Origin of the sequence: Streptomyces sp. AC550_RSS872 (assembly GCF_019049285.1) — a bacterium.
In the GTDB taxonomy this organism is placed as follows: Bacteria; Actinomycetota; Actinomycetes; order Streptomycetales; family Streptomycetaceae; genus Streptomyces.
In genome coordinates this window covers 13,888-30,081 of sequence record NZ_JAGMUL010000046.1, presented here as the reverse complement: position 1 = coordinate 30,081, position 16,194 = coordinate 13,888, and the positions used below count along the sequence as shown (strand labels likewise).

Here is a 16,194-nt window from a genome sequence, read left to right as displayed (position 1 = left end):
TCTTCCGTGACACTGGCGTTCGTCCCGCCCGAGACGTCCCCCTCGCCCCAGGCCCCGCTGTCCGACCTCGTCGCCCGCGACGCGCGCGAGTTCGGGGTCTACGCGCGGACCGGAGGGTGGGCCTTCGGCCTGATGGTGGCGCGCAGCGTGCGGCCCGGCGGCCAGGGCGCGGGCGAGACGCCGAAGGTGTCGGCGAAGGAGTTCGCCGAGCTCGCCGGCTGCTCGCCCGACCGCGTGATGCGCTACTACAAGGCCTGGGACCGGGCCGCCGACGACGGTCTCGTCCCGCACTTCGAGGCGCTCGCGCCGGGCCAGGACGTGGAGCTGCCCGACGCCGACGTGTGGCTCGGCTACTACGTCTCCCGCAACAGCGCCACGTCCGAGCGGGGCACCGCCATCACCGAGGCCGCCGAGGCCGAGGGCATCCGCCCGACGAAGGCCCTGGAGGTCGCCGAGAACCCCACGGCGCTGCGTGCCGCGATCCTCGCCGACCCCTCGACGGCCCGTGCGGCCCGCCAGGCGCTCCTGGACCGGGTCCGCGAGGACCCGGACCTCCAGGCCGAGTTGGCGCGGGACGTCGTGCGCACCGACGACCTGAAGAAGGCCGTCGCCACGGAGAGCCGCGCGGCCGACCGGATCGGTTACGTCCGTCAGATCGCCGAGTCCGGCCAGATCAAGACCCCCGCCGGGCAGACCGTCGACGCTCCGGTCGACGTGCGCCAGGAGGCCGAGCGGCATCTGTCCCTCATCGAGGAGCTGGAGGACGACGAGGACACCGGTGAGTGGGCCACCGAGGCCTACGACACCATGAAGACCCTCGTCGCCGAGACCGTGGAGGCCGACCCCGAGCTGCGGGTGCAGGAGCGGCGGACGAAGTTCTACAGCAGCCTGCAAAAGGCGACGAAGGTCTTCGAGGAGCTGACCTTCGACGATGTGCAGGAGTTCGTGGAGGACGACATGGTGCAGCGGCTGGAGGAGCTTCAGCAGGCCATTTCCACGTGCATCACGGCGCTGCGCGGCGCGCAGGGAGGCCCTGCGCGGGAGAAGTGATCACTCGCTCCGGGTGGCGCCGCCGCTCACTCCGTGTAGCGGCGGCGCGTCCACAGCGGGAGCACGAACCAGCACAGCAGGTACCAGACGACCACCCCGGCGACGAGCCAGGGGACGTAGCCGTCGTGGGTGGCGACCCTGAGGATCAGCAGGAGCGAGGACGCCGACGTGGCGAGGAGCAGGATCAGGCCGACGAAGGTCAGCCGCGAGGCCCATGTCACGGCCTGCGGTTTGATGCGCCGCCCGGACACCAGACGGTGCAGCGACACCGGACCGATCATGGCTCCGGTGGCGGTGGCACCCAGCACGACGGTCACGATGTAGATCGTCTTGTTAGTGTCGCCCAGGGTGTCGTACTTGGGTGTGAAGACGACCGTGAGCAGGAAGCCGAACAGGATCTGCACGCCCATCTGGGCCACGCGGACCTCTTGGAGGAGCTCACCCCACATGCGGTCGGCCCGCTCGTCCTCGCTCTCGTCGCGGCCTGTCCGCCGTGCCTGCTCGGTCATGCGGCTACGGGTAACCCCGGCGTGTCCCGCTCAAACTGCGGGGCGCCGGGGACCACTCCCGCGCCGTATGCGGCTACCAGCGGCCCTCCACCTGGTCCTTGATCCGCCGGTCGTAGAGGTCTCGGACGGCGGTGAGCGTGTCCTCGGACAGCTCCGGCAGCGCCGCGGCGGCCGCGTTGGCGCGGGCCTGCTCCGGGGAGCGGGCGCCCGGGATCACGGTGGTCACGCCGGGCTGCTGGATGATCCAGCGCAGCGCCAACTGGGCCGGCGTGAAGCCCTCGGGGGCCAGGGCGGCGAACTCGACGGCCGCCTCGACGCCCGACTCGTAGTCGACGCCGGAGAAGGTCTCGCCCTGGTCGAAGGACTCGCCGTGCCGGTTGTAGGTGCGGTGGTCGTTCGCGGGGAAGACGGTGTCCTTGGTGTACTTGCCCGACAGCAGGCCGGAGGCCAGCGGAACGCGCGCGATGATGCCGACGCCCGCCTTCTCGGCGGCGGGCAGCACCTCGCGCAGCGGCTTCATGCGGAACGGGTTGAGGATGATCTGCACGCTCGCGACACCCGGCCGGGCGATCGCGGTCAGCGCCTCCTCGCAGGTCTCCACGCTGACGCCGTAGTGGGCGATGCGCTCCTCGGCGACCAGGGTGTCCAGGGCGTCGAACACCTCGTCCGTGGAGTAGACCGGTGTCGGCGGGCAGTGCAGCTGGACCAGGTCCAGGCGGTCCACACCGAGGTTGCGCCGCGAACGGTCGTTCCAGGCGCGGAAGTTGTCGAGAACGTAGTTCTCGGGGATCTGGTCGACGCGGCGGCCCATCTTGGTCGCCACGAAGATGTCCAGTTCGGGCCTGCCGCGCAGGAAGGCGGCGATGGTCTGCTCGCTGCGCCCGTCGCCGTAGACGTCGGCCGTGTCGAAGAAGGTCACCCCCGACTCGACCGCGGCCTCCAGCACCGCCAGTGCTTCCTTGTCGTCGACGTCTCCCCAGTCGGCGCCCAGCTGCCACGTCCCCAGACCGACGACGGATGCCCGCTGACCCGACCTACCGATTACACGCTCGTCCATGGCGTCAGTGTGTCATTGGTCGTCCACGTGCGCGGAACGGCCCCCTCCGTGCCGTTACCTGTGAATCCATCACTCACACGGGTGAACCGGATCGACAGGCCCGCGGGGACTGTCAAGCCGATCCCTAGCTTGAGCCTGTGAACGACGACTTCAGCCGCAGGGGCTTCCTCCGCGCCGCCGCCCTGGCGGCCGCACCGACTCTTCTCCCGGCGGATCCGGCCGTCGCCGCCCAGGAGTTGCCGGACTTCCCGACGGACGTGGCGCCGTACCGCTCGGCGTATCGCAACTGGGTCGGCGAGATCACCGCCGACGGGCTGTGGGCCTGCGCTCCGCAGAGCCCGGAGCAGGTACTGGCCGTCGTCAACTGGGCGTGGCGGCACGGACGGAGAGTCCGCGCCCGGGGTTCCTCGCACGGCTGGTCCCCGCTGACGATCACGCCGGGCACGTCGTCGGACGCGCCGGTCCTCCTCGTCGACACCGGCGCCCATCTGACCGGCCTGTCCCTGGAGTCCCCGACCTCCGTGCGCGCCGGCACCGGCGTCACCCTGGAGGCCCTGCTCACCTGTCTGGAGGAGCACGGCCTCGGCGTCACCGCCGCGCCCGCGCCCGGCAACCTCACGCTCGGCGGCGCCCTGGCCATCGACGCGCACGGCACCGCCGTACCGGCACAGGGCGAGCAGCGGCTGCCCGGGCACACGTACGGCTCGCTGAGCAATCTCGTGCTGTCGCTGACGGCCGTCGTCTGGGACGAGTCGGCCGGCGCGTACGTGCTGCGATCGTTCGACCGTGCCGAGGCGGACTGCGCCGCGCTGCTCACTCATCTGGGGCGCGCCCTGGTCACCGAGGTCGTGCTGCGGGTGGGCGCGAACAACAACCTGCGGTGCGTCAGCCGTACGGACATCCCGGCCGGCGAGCTCTTCGCCGCGCCCGGCGCCGAAGGACGCACCCTCGCCAGCTTTCTCGACCGGGCCGGGCGCGTGGAGGCGATCTGGTTCGCCTTCACCGAGCACCCGTGGCTGAAGGTGTGGAGCGTCTCCCCCACCCGGCCGCTGACCTCGCGGCACGTTCGGACGCCGTACAACTACCCGTTCTCCGACAGTGTCCCGACCCCGGTCGCGGACCTGGTCGGGCGGATGGTGTCGGACGGGGCCTGGTATCTGGCGCCGGTGCTGGGCAACACGCAGTACGACGCGGCCGCGCTCGGGCTGGTGACGACGCTGTCGGCGGACATCTGGGGGCCGTCGAAGAACACGCTGCTGTATCTGCGGCCGACGACGCTGAGGATCGCCACGAACGGCTACGCGGTGCTGACCAGCAGGGATCAAGTGCAGCGTGTGGTCGCGGAGTTCACGGCCTTCTACCGGGAGCGCCTCTCGGCGTACGCCGACCGGGGGCAGTTCCCGGTCAACGGGTCGGTGGAGATCCGGGTGACGGGGCTCGACGATCCGGCGGACGTCGGCGTGGACGGGGCACGGGCCCCGCTGCTGTCGGCGCTCGCGCCGCGCGGTGACCGTCCCGAGTGGGACACCGCCGTGTGGCTGAACATCCTGACACTGCCGGGCACGCCGCACGCGGAGGTGTTCCTCAGCCAGATGGAGCGGTTCCTGCTGCGCACCTTCGACGGCGAGTACGCCATGACGCGGGTCGAGTGGTCGAAGGGCTGGGCCTACACGCGGGACGCCGCCTGGAGCGACGGCGAGGTGCTGGGCGCGGTCGTGCCCAGCACCTTCGGGGAGGACGGGTGGGGTCGGGCTTCCGCGGCCCTGGACCGGTTCGACCCGCACGGGGTGTTCGGCAACGTCTTCCTCGACCGGCTGCTGCGGTGAGGCACGGTCACTCGCGGGAGGCCAGGGTCCTGGCGTGCACGGTGCGCGCGACCTTCACTCCGAGCCATTGCTTCAGACGCCGCCATGCCTCCGACTGTCCGGCCGCCCGGTCCAGCCGGTAGTACAGCTGCGGCGGCACATAGGGCAGCAGGGGCGAGTGGCGCTGGCCGAGCAGGGCGAACATCTGCTGCGGGGGCAGATGGATGTAGCGGGGCAGGTTCTCGTACCAGCGGGCGCTGTAGTGGGCCGCGCTCTGGATGGCCAGCAGGTCCTGCTGGCGCCGCTGTTGGTAGTGGGCGAGGGCCTGCGGGAGGGTGGCGTGCTCGTGCAGAGCGCCGGCGAGGGCGGCGGCGTCCTCCACGGCGAGGGTGGTCCCGGCGCCGATGGAGTAGTGGGTGGTGTGGGCGGCGTCGCCCAGCAGGACCAGGTTGTCGCGGTACCAGGTGCGGTTGGTCAGGGTGCGGAAGGTCTGCCACTGCGCCTTGCCGTCGGCACCGGAGCGGCCCATGAGGGGGTGGCCGTCGAGGACACCGGCGAAGACCTTCTCCAGCACGGCCAGGGCTTCGGCCTCGGACGCGGTGTCGAAGCCGAGGCCGGTCCAGGTCTCGGGGGCGCATTCGACGACGAAGGTGCCGGCGTCGGGGCCGCAGCCGTAGCCGTAGCACCAGATCCAGCCGTGGCCCGACTCGACGAAGGAGAAGGTGAAGGCCTCGAAGGCCTTGCTGGTGCCGAGCCAGATGTAGCGGTTGCGGCCTGCTCTGCTCTCCGTACCGAAGTGGTCGGCGTACCGGGCGCGCAGGGCGCTGTGGACGCCGTCGCTCGCCACGACCAGGTCGGCGGCGGGCAGGTTCCCCGGCGTGATCTCCTTCTCGAACCTCAGGCGTACGTCCAGTGAGCGGGCGCGTTCGGCGAGGATCTCCAGCAGCCGGTGGCGGCCGATGCCGTACCCCGCGTCGCCGGGTCTGCGGGTCGTGCGGCCCCGGACGTGGGCGACGCCCTCGCTCCAGCGCACCGAGCTCTCCTCGATGGTGCGGGCGGACACGGGGTCGTGTTCGCACAGTTTGTCGAGCAGTCCGCGCCAGTAGGTGACGCCCCAGCCGTAGGTGGAGCCCTCCGGGCTGCGTTCGTAGACGGTGATGTCGTGGGACGGATCCCGCAGCTTCAGCAGAATCGAGAGATACAGGCCGGCGGGCCCGCCACCGATGCAGGCGACCTTCACGCGCACCCCTAGAAATGGTCTAAAACGGTCATATCATCCCGCAGAGTAGCAAGGCGGGGGCCCTTGATCCCGACATTCGGGATCGCGCCAGATTCGAACGGTGAGACAGCCCACTCATGGCCCATCCGCCCGCGAAGGACTACCCGAAACACGACCCCCGAGAGAAGGAATTCCCCCTTCCGGCATCCGCGAGGACCCTTCACGGCAAGATCATCTTCGTTCAACTCTGCACGACATGTGGGCACTTGTCCGGATCGCAGCCAACCCCTCCGGACCGATTTCTCCCGCTCTCATCCGGCCCGGTAGGCATGCGGAGCAGTCATCCGAACGAACCCAGGAGGCCCGCATGCCGGAACTCAGCCGTCGCCGCGCGCTCACCGCCGCGGCCGTCCTCGCCACCTCGGCCGGTGTCCCGGCGGTCACCGCCCTCACCGCGTCCGCCGCCGGATCGGACCACCACGCCCTGCCGTCCTTCGACGAGGTCTACAAGGGCCGCCGGATACAGGGCGGGCCGTCCTCGGGCGGCGGCCATCACCATCACGTTGCCGGATACGCCGTGTTCGTCGACGGGGTGGAGCTGCATGTGATGCGCAACGCCGACGGCAGCTGGATCAGCGTCGTCAGCCACTACGACCCGGTCCCCACCCCGCGCGCCGCGGCCCGTGCCGCCGTGGACGAGCTCCAGGGCGCCGAGCTGCTGCCCTTCCCCGCCAACTGAACCTTCCGCACCCGCACCTTGGAGCACCAGCGACCATGACCGTCCGCAAGAACCAGGCCCTGCTCACCGCCGACGAGAAGCGTCGATTCGTCGCCGCCCTTCTGGAGCTGAAGCGCAACGGCCGCTACGACGCGTTCGTCACCACGCACAACGCCTTCATCGTCGGTGACACCGACAACGGAGAGCGCGTCGGCCACCGTTCACCGTCCTTCCTGCCCTGGCACCGCAGATTCCTGCTGGAATTCGAGCGTGCCGTGCAGGAGGTGGACGCCTCGGTGGCGCTGCCGTACTGGGACTGGAGCACCGACCGCTCCATACGGTCCTCGCTGTGGGCGCCCGACTTCCTCGGCGGCACCGGGCGCAGCCGCGACGGACAGGTGATGGACGGACCGTTCGCGGCGTCGGCCGGCAACTGGCCGATCAACGTACGGGTCGACGGCCGTACGTTTCTGCGTCGCTCGCTCGGTGCCGCCGTACGGGAGTTGCCGACCCGGGCCGAGGTGGAGTCCGTGCTCGCCATGCCGGTGTACGACATGGCGCCCTGGAACAGCGGGTCGGACGGTTTCCGCAACCACCTGGAAGGCTGGCGCGGCGTCAATCTGCACAACCGGGTCCATGTATGGGTCGGCGGACAGATGGCGACCGGCGTGTCGCCGAACGACCCGGTGTTCTGGCTGCATCACGCCTACATCGACAAGCTATGGGCGGACTGGCAGCGACGGCACCCCGGCTCCGGCTATGTGCCGGCCGCCGGGACGCCGAACGTGGTCGATCTGGGCGACACGATGAGGCCCTGGAACGACGTGCGTCCGGCAGACCTGCTGGACCACACCGCGCACTACACGTTCCACGCGGCCTGAGCCCCACCGGGCTCGTCGTCACGCCTGCGCGGTACGGCACTCCGGGTGGCCCCAGCCCTGGGGGTTCTTGGCGATGGGCTCGCCCGCCGCGTAGCCGCGACCGCAGATGCAGCGGCCGGGGAACTTGGCCTTGATGGTGCGCGAGGAGCTGCCGTTCTTCCGGGGCGCCGCCGCCTTGCGGCGCGGGGCCTTGGCCGACGGGGTGTCCGGGGAGGGCGGCGGCTCCGGGGAGCCCAGGCCGCTGCCCGCCGGCTCCTGTACGACGGCGGCCTGGCTGGCGGCGCGGTCGGCGAAGTCGTTGAGCGGGTCGCCGTCGACCTGGTGGGCGGGGACGTAGCGGAACTCGACCGTGCGGCCGTCGAGCAGTTCGTCGATGCGCACGACCAGTTCCTGGTTGGCGACCGGCTTGCCGGCCGACGTCTTCCAGCCGTTGCGCTTCCAGCCCGGCAGCCAGGTGGTGACGGCCTTCATGGCGTACTGCGAGTCCATGCGGATCTCCAGCGGTACGCCGGGGTCGGTCGCCGCGAGCAGGCGTTCCAGCGCGGTGAGTTCCGCGACGTTGTTGGTGGCCCTGCCGAGCGGCCCCGCCTCCCAGCGGGCCGGGGTCTCCGTCTCGTCGGCGATGACCCAGGCCCAGGCCGCGGGCCCGGGGTTTCCCTTCGAAGCCCCGTCGCACGCGGCCACAACACGTTCAAGCATGTGCCGATCATGCCATGAGCGGGCGGGACGCCCGGTCGGGGAGCCGGTCAGGAGACTTCGGTGAGCTCCGGCATGTCGCCCTCGGTGGTGCTGGTGTCGATCACCGAGAAGTTCGCGCCCTGGGGGTCGCTCAGCGCCGCGAACCGGCCGAACGGGCTGCTCATCGGGCCGAAGCGCAGGACGGCGCCGAGCTTGGTCGCCTTGGCGACGGCGTCGTCGCAGTCGGGCACGTTGAAGTAGACGTTGATGTAGGGCGGGACCTCGGGCGGGAAGTCGTCGGTCATCTTCATCCGGCCCAGGGCCATGGTCTCGCCGCCCAGGGTGTAGAGCCGGAAGTCGATCGCGTCGTCCTGCATCTGCCGCTGCCCGTAGCCGAAGACGGCGGGGAAGAAGGTGTCGGACTTCTCCGGGGCGCGGGTGAAGATCTCCGCCCAGCAGAAGGCGCCGGGTTCCCGCATCTCAGCGTCGAAGCCCTCGTGGGTGCCTGCCTGCCACACCCCGAAGACGACGCCGCCGGGGTCGCGGGCCAGGCACATGCTGCCGAAGTCGCCGACCGCCATCGGCTCCATCAGGATCTCGCCGCCGTTCTCACGGATCCTGGCGGCGGTGGCGGCGGCGTCGGGGGAGGCGAAGTAGAGGCACCACTGCGACTGGCCCTCCTGACCCGGCATGGGCGGGACGACCGCGGCCGCCGCCTTGCCGTTCGCGTAGGCCTGCGTGTAGTTGCCGTACTCCGACGACTCCTCGCCGAACGTCCAGCCGAGGACCTCGCCGTAGAAGCTCTTGGCCCCCTCGAGGTCGGTGAACATCGCGTCGGCCCAGACGGGGGTTCCTTCAGGTTTCACGGCCATGGCTGCGGCCCTCTCCCGGATCGGTGAGTTGTCCGGATTCTTACGCTAGCCACCGGGGAGTCGGGCCGCGCGCCGAATGCCCGGTTCCGTTCCAGACTGGGGGTGGACGGCTGCCGGGCTGCGGACGGGACACGGTATGGCGGACGGGACGATGCGCGCGTGGTCGGTGATCGAGCCGGGGCCGGTCGAGGCGGCGTCGCTGCGGCTGGTGGAGAAGCCGGTTCCGGTGCCGGGGGACGACGAGCTGCTGGTGCGGGTGCGGACGTGCGGGGTGTGCCGTACTGATCTGCACGTCACCGAGGGTGACCTTCCGGTGCACCGGCCTGCCGTGACGCCGGGGCACGAGGTCGTCGGCGTGGTCGCGCGGTGCGGGGCGGCGGTGCACGGCTTCGGCGGCGGGGAGCGGGTGGGGGTGGCCTGGCTGCGGCGGACCGACGGGTCGTGCGGCTACTGCGCGCGGGGCGCGGAGAACCTGTGCCCGGCCTCGTCGTACACCGGCTGGGACGCCGACGGTGGATACGCCGAGTACACCACCGTGCCGGCCGCGTTCGCCTACCGGCTGCCCGAGGGACTGGACGACGTGGCGTGCGCGCCGCTGCTGTGCGCCGGGATCATCGGGCATCGCGCGCTGCGACGGTCGGCGCTGCCGCCGGGCGGGCGGCTCGGACTGTACGGCTTCGGTGGCAGTGCTCATCTGTGTGCACAGGTGGCGATGGCCGAGGGCGCCACCGTGCACGTCCTCACCCGCGGGGCGGCCGCGCGGCGGCTCGCGCTCGAACTGGGTGCCGCCTCTGCCCGGGACCCGTACGAGATGCCGCCGGAGGCACTGGACAGCGCGATCCTGTTCGCACCGGCCGGCGAGCTGGTCCCGTTGGCTCTGCGGGCCCTCGACCGGGGCGGAACGCTGGCGCTCGCGGGCATCCACCTCACCGACGTCCCCGCGCTGCGCTACGAGAGCGAGCTCTTCTACGAGAAGCAGCTGCGCAGCGTCACCTCCAACACGCGTGAGGACGGCCGGGAGTTCCTGGCGCTCGCCGCCGAACACGCCGTACACGCCACGACGCACACCTATCCGATGACGCGGGCGGACGAGGCGCTGCGGGATCTCAAGGCAGGGCGGTTCGACGGAGCCGCCGTGCTGGTCGACGACCTGTCCTGAGGCTCTCGCGCTCCTCGCGCCCGCACGTCGAGACGAACGCGACCGGCGTGGGAGCACGGGCGCGTGTGCCCTCTGCTTCCAGGGAGGGTTTGCGCCACCCAGGAGGCCAAACCGCCCCCTTCACGCCGTACCAGGCCCACCACCTGCGCTGTTTGGCTTGTCCCTGCGGCGCGTACGGCTCACCCGTGCCACGAGGCAGCCCTCGTCACGCGCCCACAGGTTGCCGTCGTCACCGCCCACCCGTCGTCATCGACCACTTCGCTCACGCCTGATCACCCTCCAGGGAGCAATACGTGTCCGTACCCGACAGCGTCACCGGACCCGCAGCCGACGAGCCCGCCACCGACGGACAACTCACCAGTCTCAGCACCCAGGCCGCACGCCAGCTCACCACGACCACCAAGTCCGAACCGCAGATGCAGGCCATCTCCTCGCGATGGCTGCTGAAGATGCTCCCGTGGGTCGACGTCAAGGGCGGCACCTACCGCGTCAACCGGCGCCTCCAGCTCCGCGTGGGCCGCGGCCGGGTGCAGTTCGAGCAGAACGGCGCCGACGACATCAAGGTCATCCCTCAGACGCTCACCGAACTCCCCGTGCTGCGCGGCTACTCCGACCTCGATGTGCTCAAGGAGGTCGCGACCCGGTTCCGGGTGCGTGAGGTCCGCGCCGGCCAGGTGCTCGTCGAGGCGGGGCAGCCGATCCATGAGGCCTACCTCGTCGTGCACGGCCGGTTCACCCGCTTCACCGAGGGCAAGTACGGCGAGGAGGAGATCGTCGGGGTCGTCACCGACGGCGACCAGATCGGCGACGAGGCCATCGGCCAGGCCGACCCGCTGTGGCTGAGCTCGGTGCGGGCCGAGACCTCGGGCGTGCTGTTGGCACTGCCCTGGACCGTGGTGACGGAGTTCACCGACCGCGTGCCGTCCCTGGCAGCGCACCTGGCGGCGTACGCCGAACGCCAGAACCTGCCCATGAACCGCAAGGGCGAGGCCGACGTCCCGGTGCAGGCGGGCCATGTCGGCGAGCCGACGATCAACGGGGGCTACGTCGACTACGAACTCGCGCCTCGCGAGTACGAGTTGTCGCTCACCCAGACCGTGCTGCGGGTCCACACCAGGGTCGCGGACCTCTTCAACGACCCGATGAACCAGACCGAGCAGCAGCTGCGTCTGATCGTCGAGGAGATCCGCGAACGCCAGGAGTGGGAGCTGGTGAACAACCGGGAGTTCGGGCTGCTGCACAACGCCGACTACGGGCAGCGCGTCCCCACCTTCACGGGTCCGCCGACCCCGGACGACATGGACGAACTGCTCTCCATGCGCCGCAAGACCAAGCTGTTCATCGCCCACCCGAAAGCCATCGCGGCCTTCTTCCGGCAGTGCAACCGGCGCGGCCTGGTGCCCGGCACCGCGAACGTCGACGGGCACGAGATCCCCGCCTGGCGCGGTGTCCCGATCTTCCCGTGCAACAAGATCCCGATCAGTGCGCAGCACACCACCAGCATCATCGCGCTGCGCACCGGCGAGGGCGACCAGGGCGCCATCGGCCTGTACCAGACGGGGCTCCCGGAGGAGTTCCAGCCGGGCCTGAACGTGCGGTTCATGGGCATCGACACCAACTCGATCATCCGCTACCTCGTCACCGCCTACTACTCGATGGCGATCCTCGTCCCCGACGCGGTCGGGATCCTGGAGAACGCCCAGATCGGCCGGACGGCCGAGTGACCGCCCAGCGCTCCGCCGGCTGTGTCGACATGCGGCTCCGCCGCGGGGCCCCGATGTGCCCTCGCTCGTCTGCGGCAGCATCGTGGCTGGTCGCGCCCGCGCGGCGGAGCCGCAGATGTCACTGCCCCGCGCCCCTTGAAGGCGCTGCCGAACCGCATCGGACTTCGCCCGACCTGCTGAGGAGTACCCGATGAGCACGGCGCCGACCGACGCCGCCTCCGCCACACCGCTACCCGGCCCGCCGAACCTCGCGCGCACGCTGCGCACCCGGCGCGGCGGGGCCGTCCCCGGACTCCGGTACCGGCAGGTCGCGCCCGCCGACCCCGAGAAGGCCGCGGAGGTCGACCGCAGGCTGGAGGACTGGGCCCGGCGCCTCGATCTGTTCCCCGAGGCGTGGCAGGGCGACTTCTCAGGGTTCCAGTTCGGGCGGGCCGTGGTGCTTCAGCACCCTCAGGCGCTGGATCTGGAGCGTCTGACGGTCGCCGGTGAGTTGCTGCTCGCCGAGAACGTCGTCGACTCCTGCTACTGCGAGGAGGACGAGGGCCGCGGCGGGTCCCGCCGCGGCCTGGGGGGTCCGCTGATCCTCGCCCAGTCGGCGCTCGACCCGTACCACGGGATCCCCGAGCTGGAGGAGGAGTGGCGCCAGGGCGTGCGGGCCGACGGCCCGTTGCGTTCGTACCACTTCGCCCTCCAGGACTACGCCGCCTTCGCCACACCGAGCCAGACCGACCGTTTCGTCCACGACATCGCCCGGCTGCATCTGGGCTATCTCGCGGAGGCCGCCTGGATGGAGACCCGGTATCTCCCGCAGGTCTGGGAGTACCTGGTGATGCGGCAGTTCAACAACTTCCGGCCCTGTCTGTCGATCGTGGACGCCGTGGACGGCTACGAGCTGCCCGAGCCGGTGTACGCCCGCCCCGAGATCCAGCGGGTCACGGCGCTCGCCTGCAACGCCACCACGATCGTCAACGACCTCTATTCCTTCACCAAGGAACTCGCGAGCGACCCCGACCATCTGAACCTGCCCCAGGTCATCGCCCGCAACGGGCGCTGCGGTCTCAAGGCGGCCTATCTGAAGGCCGTCGAGATCCACAACCGGATCATGGAGGCGTTCGAGAAGGAGTCGGCGCTGCTGTCGGCCACCTCACCGCTCGTCGAGCGCTATGTCCGCAGCCTGTCCGACTGGGTGGCCGGCAACCACGAGTGGCACGCCACCAACAGCCACCGCTATCACCTGCCCAACTACTGGTAAAGCGCGATCGAATGACAGAGCGTCATAAGCACCAGCACGAGGAGTCACCGTTGACCATCGCCCCCGAAGCCGGCGCCAAGGCAGCGCAGGTGCCGACCCAGTCGACGTACCAGACCCGTGTCGCGGACTACTGGAACGCCGAGGAGAACCCGGTCAACCTCGAACTCGGAAAGCTCGACGACCTCTACCACCATCACTACGGCATCGGTGCCGCCGACCGCACCGTGCTCGACGAATCCGACCCCGAACTGCGGCGGGAACGCATCACCACCGAACTGCACCGGCTGGAGCACGCCCAGGCCGAACTCCTCGCCGACCGCCTGGGCCCCCTCTCCCCCGCCGACCGCGTCTTCGACGCCGGCTGCGGGCGCGGCGGCGGCAGTGTCACGGCGCATCTGCGGTACGGCTGCCACGCCGACGGCGTGACCATCTCGGAGAAGCAGGCCGAGTTCGCCAACGCGCAGGCCCGCAAGCGGGGAATCGACGGCCGGGTGCGCTACCACCACCGCAACATGCTGGACACGGGGCTGACGTCCGGGGCGTACGCGGCGTCCTGGAACAACGAGTCGAGCATGTACGTCGAGCTGGACCTGCTGTTCGCCGAGCACGCCCGGCTGCTGCGCCGCGGCGGCCGCTATGTGGTGATCACCGGCTGCTACAACGACAGGTACGGGCGGGCCTCCCGCGAGGTTTCCCTCATCAACGCGCACTACATCTGCGACATCCATCCGCGCTCGGCGTACTTCCGCGCGATGGCCCGCAACCGGCTCGTCCCGGTCCATGTGGAGGATCTCACCGAAGCGACCATCCCCTACTGGGAGTTGCGCCGCGAGGCCGACCATCTGGTGACGGGCATCGAGGACACGTTCCTGAACGCGTACCGCAACGGCAGCTTCCAGTATCTGCTGATCGCGGCGGACCGGGTCTGAGCGAGCCGCCTCCACTTCCGTCGGGCTCGCGTCGGCCATGGTGTTCCGTGGCCGACGCGGGTCTTCCGCGTTGGTCCCGGCTGTGCTTGCCTGGGGAACCGTTTTCCCTGCCCGGGGCGGGAGTTGCCGTATGCGCAAGCCGTGGAACGTGGGAGTGGGCGTGCTGCTGGCCGCCGTGCTGCTCGGCGCGTGCGGGGACCCGGCGTCCGGGCCGGAGCCCGCGCCGCCCCCGGATGTGCCGCGCGCGTCGGTCACGACACAGCAGCGGGCGTCCGCCCCGCCGAGCGCGAACTCGGGCACGAACGCCCCTGCGAAGGCGCCCACCGTGCTGTACCTGGGCGACTCGCTGGCCATGGAGGCGCAGGAGGTGCTCGGGCAGGAGCTGCGCCGCGGCCTGCGGGCGACGTACACCAGCGCCCCGTACTCGGGAACCACCCTGTGCGACTACCTGGAGGGCACGGGCGAGCGGTCCCTCGTGCCGGTCGCGGACAAGGCGGCCACCCTGGTGCGCCGGCTGCGGCCGGACTTCGTGGTGCTCCAGTTCTGGGGCAACGCGTGGGGCTATACGCCGTGCATGGACGGGATCACCTACGACGCCTCGCCCGGGAAGTACTTCCAGCGGTACGCGGCCGACATGGAGCGGCTGGCCGACCAGATCGCCGCGGCCGGTGACGCCCGGATCGTCTGGGTGTCGCAGGGCCCGGACCCGGTCACACCCGACCGGGTCCGGCGCGTCAACGCCCTCTACGAGAAGCGGGCCGCCGCCTCGGGCGACCTGGTGGCCGACGCGGGCAAGGCGGTGAGTGCGGCCGGGGCGCGCTACTCCTGGGTGCAGTACCTGCCGTGCACGGCGTACGAGCGCAGCCACGACGGGTACTGCACCCAGCCGGGCCGCGACCGTACGGCCCTGCATCGCGACGACGACTACCTGCACTTCTGTCTGGCGCCCACGACCTCGACGCCGAAGCCCTGCCCGGTCCGCTCCCCGGGAATCCTGCGGATCGCCCTGGAGATCACCCGGGCGATCCGCGAGAACCCGTAGAGCATGGCTCACTCGCCCGCGTAGGCCTTCTCCAGGGCGGCGATGTCGAACTTGTGCATCGCCATGAACGCCTTGGTCACGCGGGCCGCCTTCTGCGGGTCCGGGTCGGTGACCATGGCGTCGAGCCGGTCCGGGACGACCTGCCAGGACACACCGAACCTGTCCTTGAGCCAGCCGCACGGGCCGGGCTCGCCGCCGTTCTCGGTGAGCTTGGCCCAGTAGTAGTCGATCTCCTCCTGGTTCTCGCAGAAGATCATGAAGGAGGTCGCCTCGGTGAACTTGAACTGGGGGCCGCCGTTGAGTCCGAGGAACCTGTGGCCGTTGGCCGTGAACTCGACGGTCATCACGCTGCCGGCGGGCTGCATGGCTCCCTCGGGGTAGCGGGCGACCTTTCCGATGCTGGAGTTCTTGAAGATCGAGACGTAGAAATGGGCGGCCTCCTCCGCCTGGCCGTCGAACCAGAGACACGTGGTGAAACCGTCGGATGCCATGAGTACCTCCTGGGCGAGCAGAGCACTGTCATCTCTGTCGACCGGTCCTCGTCCCGGAACTCATCGCTCTGCCCGTGGCGAATCTGCCACCGGCAGAGAAAGCGTCTGCTGACGTCGTCCGCGGTCAACAGTGGAGTCGACGGCATCCGCGCCACGACGAGGAGAACCGATGACACCACTCACCACGCTCGTTCCGCGGGCGGAGGAGGGCGACACCCCGCCCACCCGCTTCGACGACCAGCTCGCGTCCCAGCTGCTGGCGCAGCGCATCGTCCTGCTGGGCACCCAGGTCGACGAGGTCTCCGCGAACCGGGTCTGCGCCCAGCTGCTGATCCTGTCCGCGGAGGACCCGCGCACCGACATCGCGCTGTACATCAACAGCCCCGGCGGCTCGGTGCACGCGGGGCTCGCCATCTACGACACGATGCGGCTGATCCCGAACGACGTCTCGACGCTCGCCATGGGCTTCGCGGCGAGCATGGGCCAGTTCCTGCTGAGCGTCGGCGCCGAGGGCAAGCGGTACGCGCTGCCGAACGCGCGGATCATGATGCACCAGCCGTCGGCGGGCATCGGCGGGACCACCGCGGACATCGAGATCCAGGCGGAGAACCTGGAGTTCACGAAGCGGACCATCGAGCGGATCACCGCGGAGCACACCGGCCAGAGTCCGGAGACCATCTCCCGGGACGGGGACCGCGACCGCTGGTTCACGGCCGAGGAGGCCAGGGAGTACGGCATGGTGGACCGGGTGGTGGAGTCCCTCGCGGATGTCCGCCCGGCTTCCTCCCGACGACGGATGGGGCTGTGA

16 protein-coding genes are annotated in these 16,194 nt (G+C 70.4%); 10 read left to right on the top strand and 6 right to left on the bottom strand.

The annotated features are described in order from the left end of the window. Nucleotides 1–6: 6 nt before the first annotated feature. Nucleotides 7–1,050: a hypothetical protein gene (locus KUM44_RS20835; RefSeq protein ID WP_217209746.1), complete on the top strand. Its 1,044-nt coding sequence runs from the start codon at nucleotides 7–9 to the stop codon at nucleotides 1,048–1,050. Between the two features lie 26 nt (nucleotides 1,051–1,076). On the opposite strand, the gene KUM44_RS20830 is transcribed toward KUM44_RS20835, so the two are convergent. Then, nucleotides 1,077–1,559: a DUF6328 family protein gene (locus KUM44_RS20830; RefSeq protein ID WP_217209745.1), complete on the bottom strand. Its 483-nt coding sequence runs from the start codon at nucleotides 1,557–1,559 to the stop codon at nucleotides 1,077–1,079. A 73-nt stretch (nucleotides 1,560–1,632) separates the two neighbouring features. Next, on the bottom strand, nucleotides 1,633–2,616 hold the full coding sequence (locus KUM44_RS20825) for an aldo/keto reductase (protein ID WP_217209744.1): 984 nt from the start codon (nucleotides 2,614–2,616) through the stop codon (nucleotides 1,633–1,635). Nucleotides 2,617–2,753: 137 nt separating this feature from the next. Between KUM44_RS20825 and KUM44_RS20820 the strand changes: the two genes are divergently transcribed. Beyond that, nucleotides 2,754–4,442 carry a cholesterol oxidase substrate-binding domain-containing protein gene (locus tag KUM44_RS20820; RefSeq protein WP_217209743.1) on the top strand — a complete coding sequence of 563 codons (1,689 nt, stop codon included), beginning with the start codon at nucleotides 2,754–2,756 and terminating at the stop codon, nucleotides 4,440–4,442. 7 nt (nucleotides 4,443–4,449) lie between these two features. On the opposite strand, the gene KUM44_RS20815 is transcribed toward KUM44_RS20820, so the two are convergent. Next, nucleotides 4,450–5,667, bottom strand: a complete 1,218-nt coding sequence (locus KUM44_RS20815; protein ID WP_308402680.1) for an FAD-dependent monooxygenase — start codon at nucleotides 5,665–5,667, stop codon at nucleotides 4,450–4,452. Between the two features lie 340 nt (nucleotides 5,668–6,007). Here KUM44_RS20815 and KUM44_RS20810 point away from each other — a divergent pair, with 340 nt between their 5' ends. Further along, the gene (locus tag KUM44_RS20810) at nucleotides 6,008–6,379 is read left to right on the top strand and encodes a tyrosinase cofactor (RefSeq protein ID WP_217209741.1); all 372 of its coding nucleotides are present in this window, start codon (nucleotides 6,008–6,010) and stop codon (nucleotides 6,377–6,379) included. A gap of 35 nt (nucleotides 6,380–6,414) precedes the next feature. Further along, nucleotides 6,415–7,239: a tyrosinase family protein gene (locus KUM44_RS20805; RefSeq protein ID WP_217209739.1), complete on the top strand. Its 825-nt coding sequence runs from the start codon at nucleotides 6,415–6,417 to the stop codon at nucleotides 7,237–7,239. Between the two features lie 18 nt (nucleotides 7,240–7,257). Here the strand turns inward: KUM44_RS20805 and KUM44_RS20800 are convergent, their stop codons facing one another. Both KUM44_RS20800 and KUM44_RS20795 read right to left on the bottom strand, forming a co-directional pair. Then, on the bottom strand, nucleotides 7,258–7,938 hold the full coding sequence (locus tag KUM44_RS20800) for a ribonuclease H (RefSeq protein ID WP_217209737.1): 681 nt from the start codon (nucleotides 7,936–7,938) through the stop codon (nucleotides 7,258–7,260). A 47-nt stretch (nucleotides 7,939–7,985) separates the two neighbouring features. Next, entirely contained in the window at nucleotides 7,986–8,789 is an 804-nt protein-coding gene (locus KUM44_RS20795; protein ID WP_217209735.1) for a VOC family protein, read from the bottom strand. Nucleotides 8,790–8,940: 151 nt separating this feature from the next. Between KUM44_RS20795 and KUM44_RS20790 the strand changes: the two genes are divergently transcribed. From KUM44_RS20790 to KUM44_RS20770, 5 genes are all read left to right on the top strand, one after another. Continuing rightward, entirely contained in the window at nucleotides 8,941–9,948 is a 1,008-nt protein-coding gene (locus KUM44_RS20790; RefSeq protein WP_217209800.1) for a zinc-binding alcohol dehydrogenase family protein, read from the top strand. A gap of 293 nt (nucleotides 9,949–10,241) precedes the next feature. Continuing rightward, nucleotides 10,242–11,672, top strand: a complete 1,431-nt coding sequence (locus KUM44_RS20785) for a family 2B encapsulin nanocompartment shell protein (RefSeq protein WP_217209733.1) — start codon at nucleotides 10,242–10,244, stop codon at nucleotides 11,670–11,672. Between the two features lie 190 nt (nucleotides 11,673–11,862). Beyond that, nucleotides 11,863–12,924: a family 2 encapsulin nanocompartment cargo protein terpene cyclase gene (locus KUM44_RS20780; protein WP_217209731.1), complete on the top strand. Its 1,062-nt coding sequence runs from the start codon at nucleotides 11,863–11,865 to the stop codon at nucleotides 12,922–12,924. Between the two features lie 50 nt (nucleotides 12,925–12,974). Then, complete coding sequence (locus KUM44_RS20775; protein ID WP_217209729.1) at nucleotides 12,975–13,853, top strand: geranyl diphosphate 2-C-methyltransferase; 879 nt, start codon at nucleotides 12,975–12,977, stop codon at nucleotides 13,851–13,853. Nucleotides 13,854–13,983: 130 nt separating this feature from the next. Further along, complete coding sequence (locus KUM44_RS20770; protein WP_217209727.1) at nucleotides 13,984–14,895, top strand: SGNH/GDSL hydrolase family protein; 912 nt, start codon at nucleotides 13,984–13,986, stop codon at nucleotides 14,893–14,895. An 8-nt stretch (nucleotides 14,896–14,903) separates the two neighbouring features. Here KUM44_RS20770 and KUM44_RS20765 read toward each other — a convergent pair whose 3' ends face one another. After that, nucleotides 14,904–15,386, bottom strand: a complete 483-nt coding sequence (locus tag KUM44_RS20765; RefSeq protein ID WP_217209726.1) for a VOC family protein — start codon at nucleotides 15,384–15,386, stop codon at nucleotides 14,904–14,906. A gap of 169 nt (nucleotides 15,387–15,555) precedes the next feature. Between KUM44_RS20765 and KUM44_RS20760 the strand changes: the two genes are divergently transcribed. Then, the gene (locus KUM44_RS20760) at nucleotides 15,556–16,194 is read left to right on the top strand and encodes an ATP-dependent Clp protease proteolytic subunit (RefSeq protein WP_217209724.1); all 639 of its coding nucleotides are present in this window, start codon (nucleotides 15,556–15,558) and stop codon (nucleotides 16,192–16,194) included.

Bases quoted from the DNA above. Each gene is read 5' to 3' on its own strand.
- KUM44_RS20780 (WP_217209731.1), top strand. From the start codon at position 11,863: ATGAGCACGGCGCCGACCGACGCCGCCTCCGCCACACCGCTACCCGGC.
- KUM44_RS20770 (WP_217209727.1), top strand. From the start codon at position 13,984: ATGCGCAAGCCGTGGAACGTGGGAGTGGGCGTGCTGCTGGCCGCCGTG.
- KUM44_RS20830 (WP_217209745.1), bottom strand. From the start codon at position 1,559: ATGACCGAGCAGGCACGGCGGACAGGCCGCGACGAGAGCGAGGACGAG.
- KUM44_RS20760 (WP_217209724.1), top strand. From the start codon at position 15,556: ATGACACCACTCACCACGCTCGTTCCGCGGGCGGAGGAGGGCGACACC.
- KUM44_RS20810 (WP_217209741.1), top strand. From the start codon at position 6,008: ATGCCGGAACTCAGCCGTCGCCGCGCGCTCACCGCCGCGGCCGTCCTC.
- KUM44_RS20765 (WP_217209726.1), bottom strand. From the start codon at position 15,386: ATGGCATCCGACGGTTTCACCACGTGTCTCTGGTTCGACGGCCAGGCG.
- KUM44_RS20790 (WP_217209800.1), top strand. From the start codon at position 8,941: ATGCGCGCGTGGTCGGTGATCGAGCCGGGGCCGGTCGAGGCGGCGTCG.
- KUM44_RS20805 (WP_217209739.1), top strand. From the start codon at position 6,415: ATGACCGTCCGCAAGAACCAGGCCCTGCTCACCGCCGACGAGAAGCGT.
- KUM44_RS20800 (WP_217209737.1), bottom strand. From the start codon at position 7,938: ATGCTTGAACGTGTTGTGGCCGCGTGCGACGGGGCTTCGAAGGGAAAC.
- KUM44_RS20825 (WP_217209744.1), bottom strand. From the start codon at position 2,616: ATGGACGAGCGTGTAATCGGTAGGTCGGGTCAGCGGGCATCCGTCGTC.
- KUM44_RS20795 (WP_217209735.1), bottom strand. From the start codon at position 8,789: ATGGCCGTGAAACCTGAAGGAACCCCCGTCTGGGCCGACGCGATGTTC.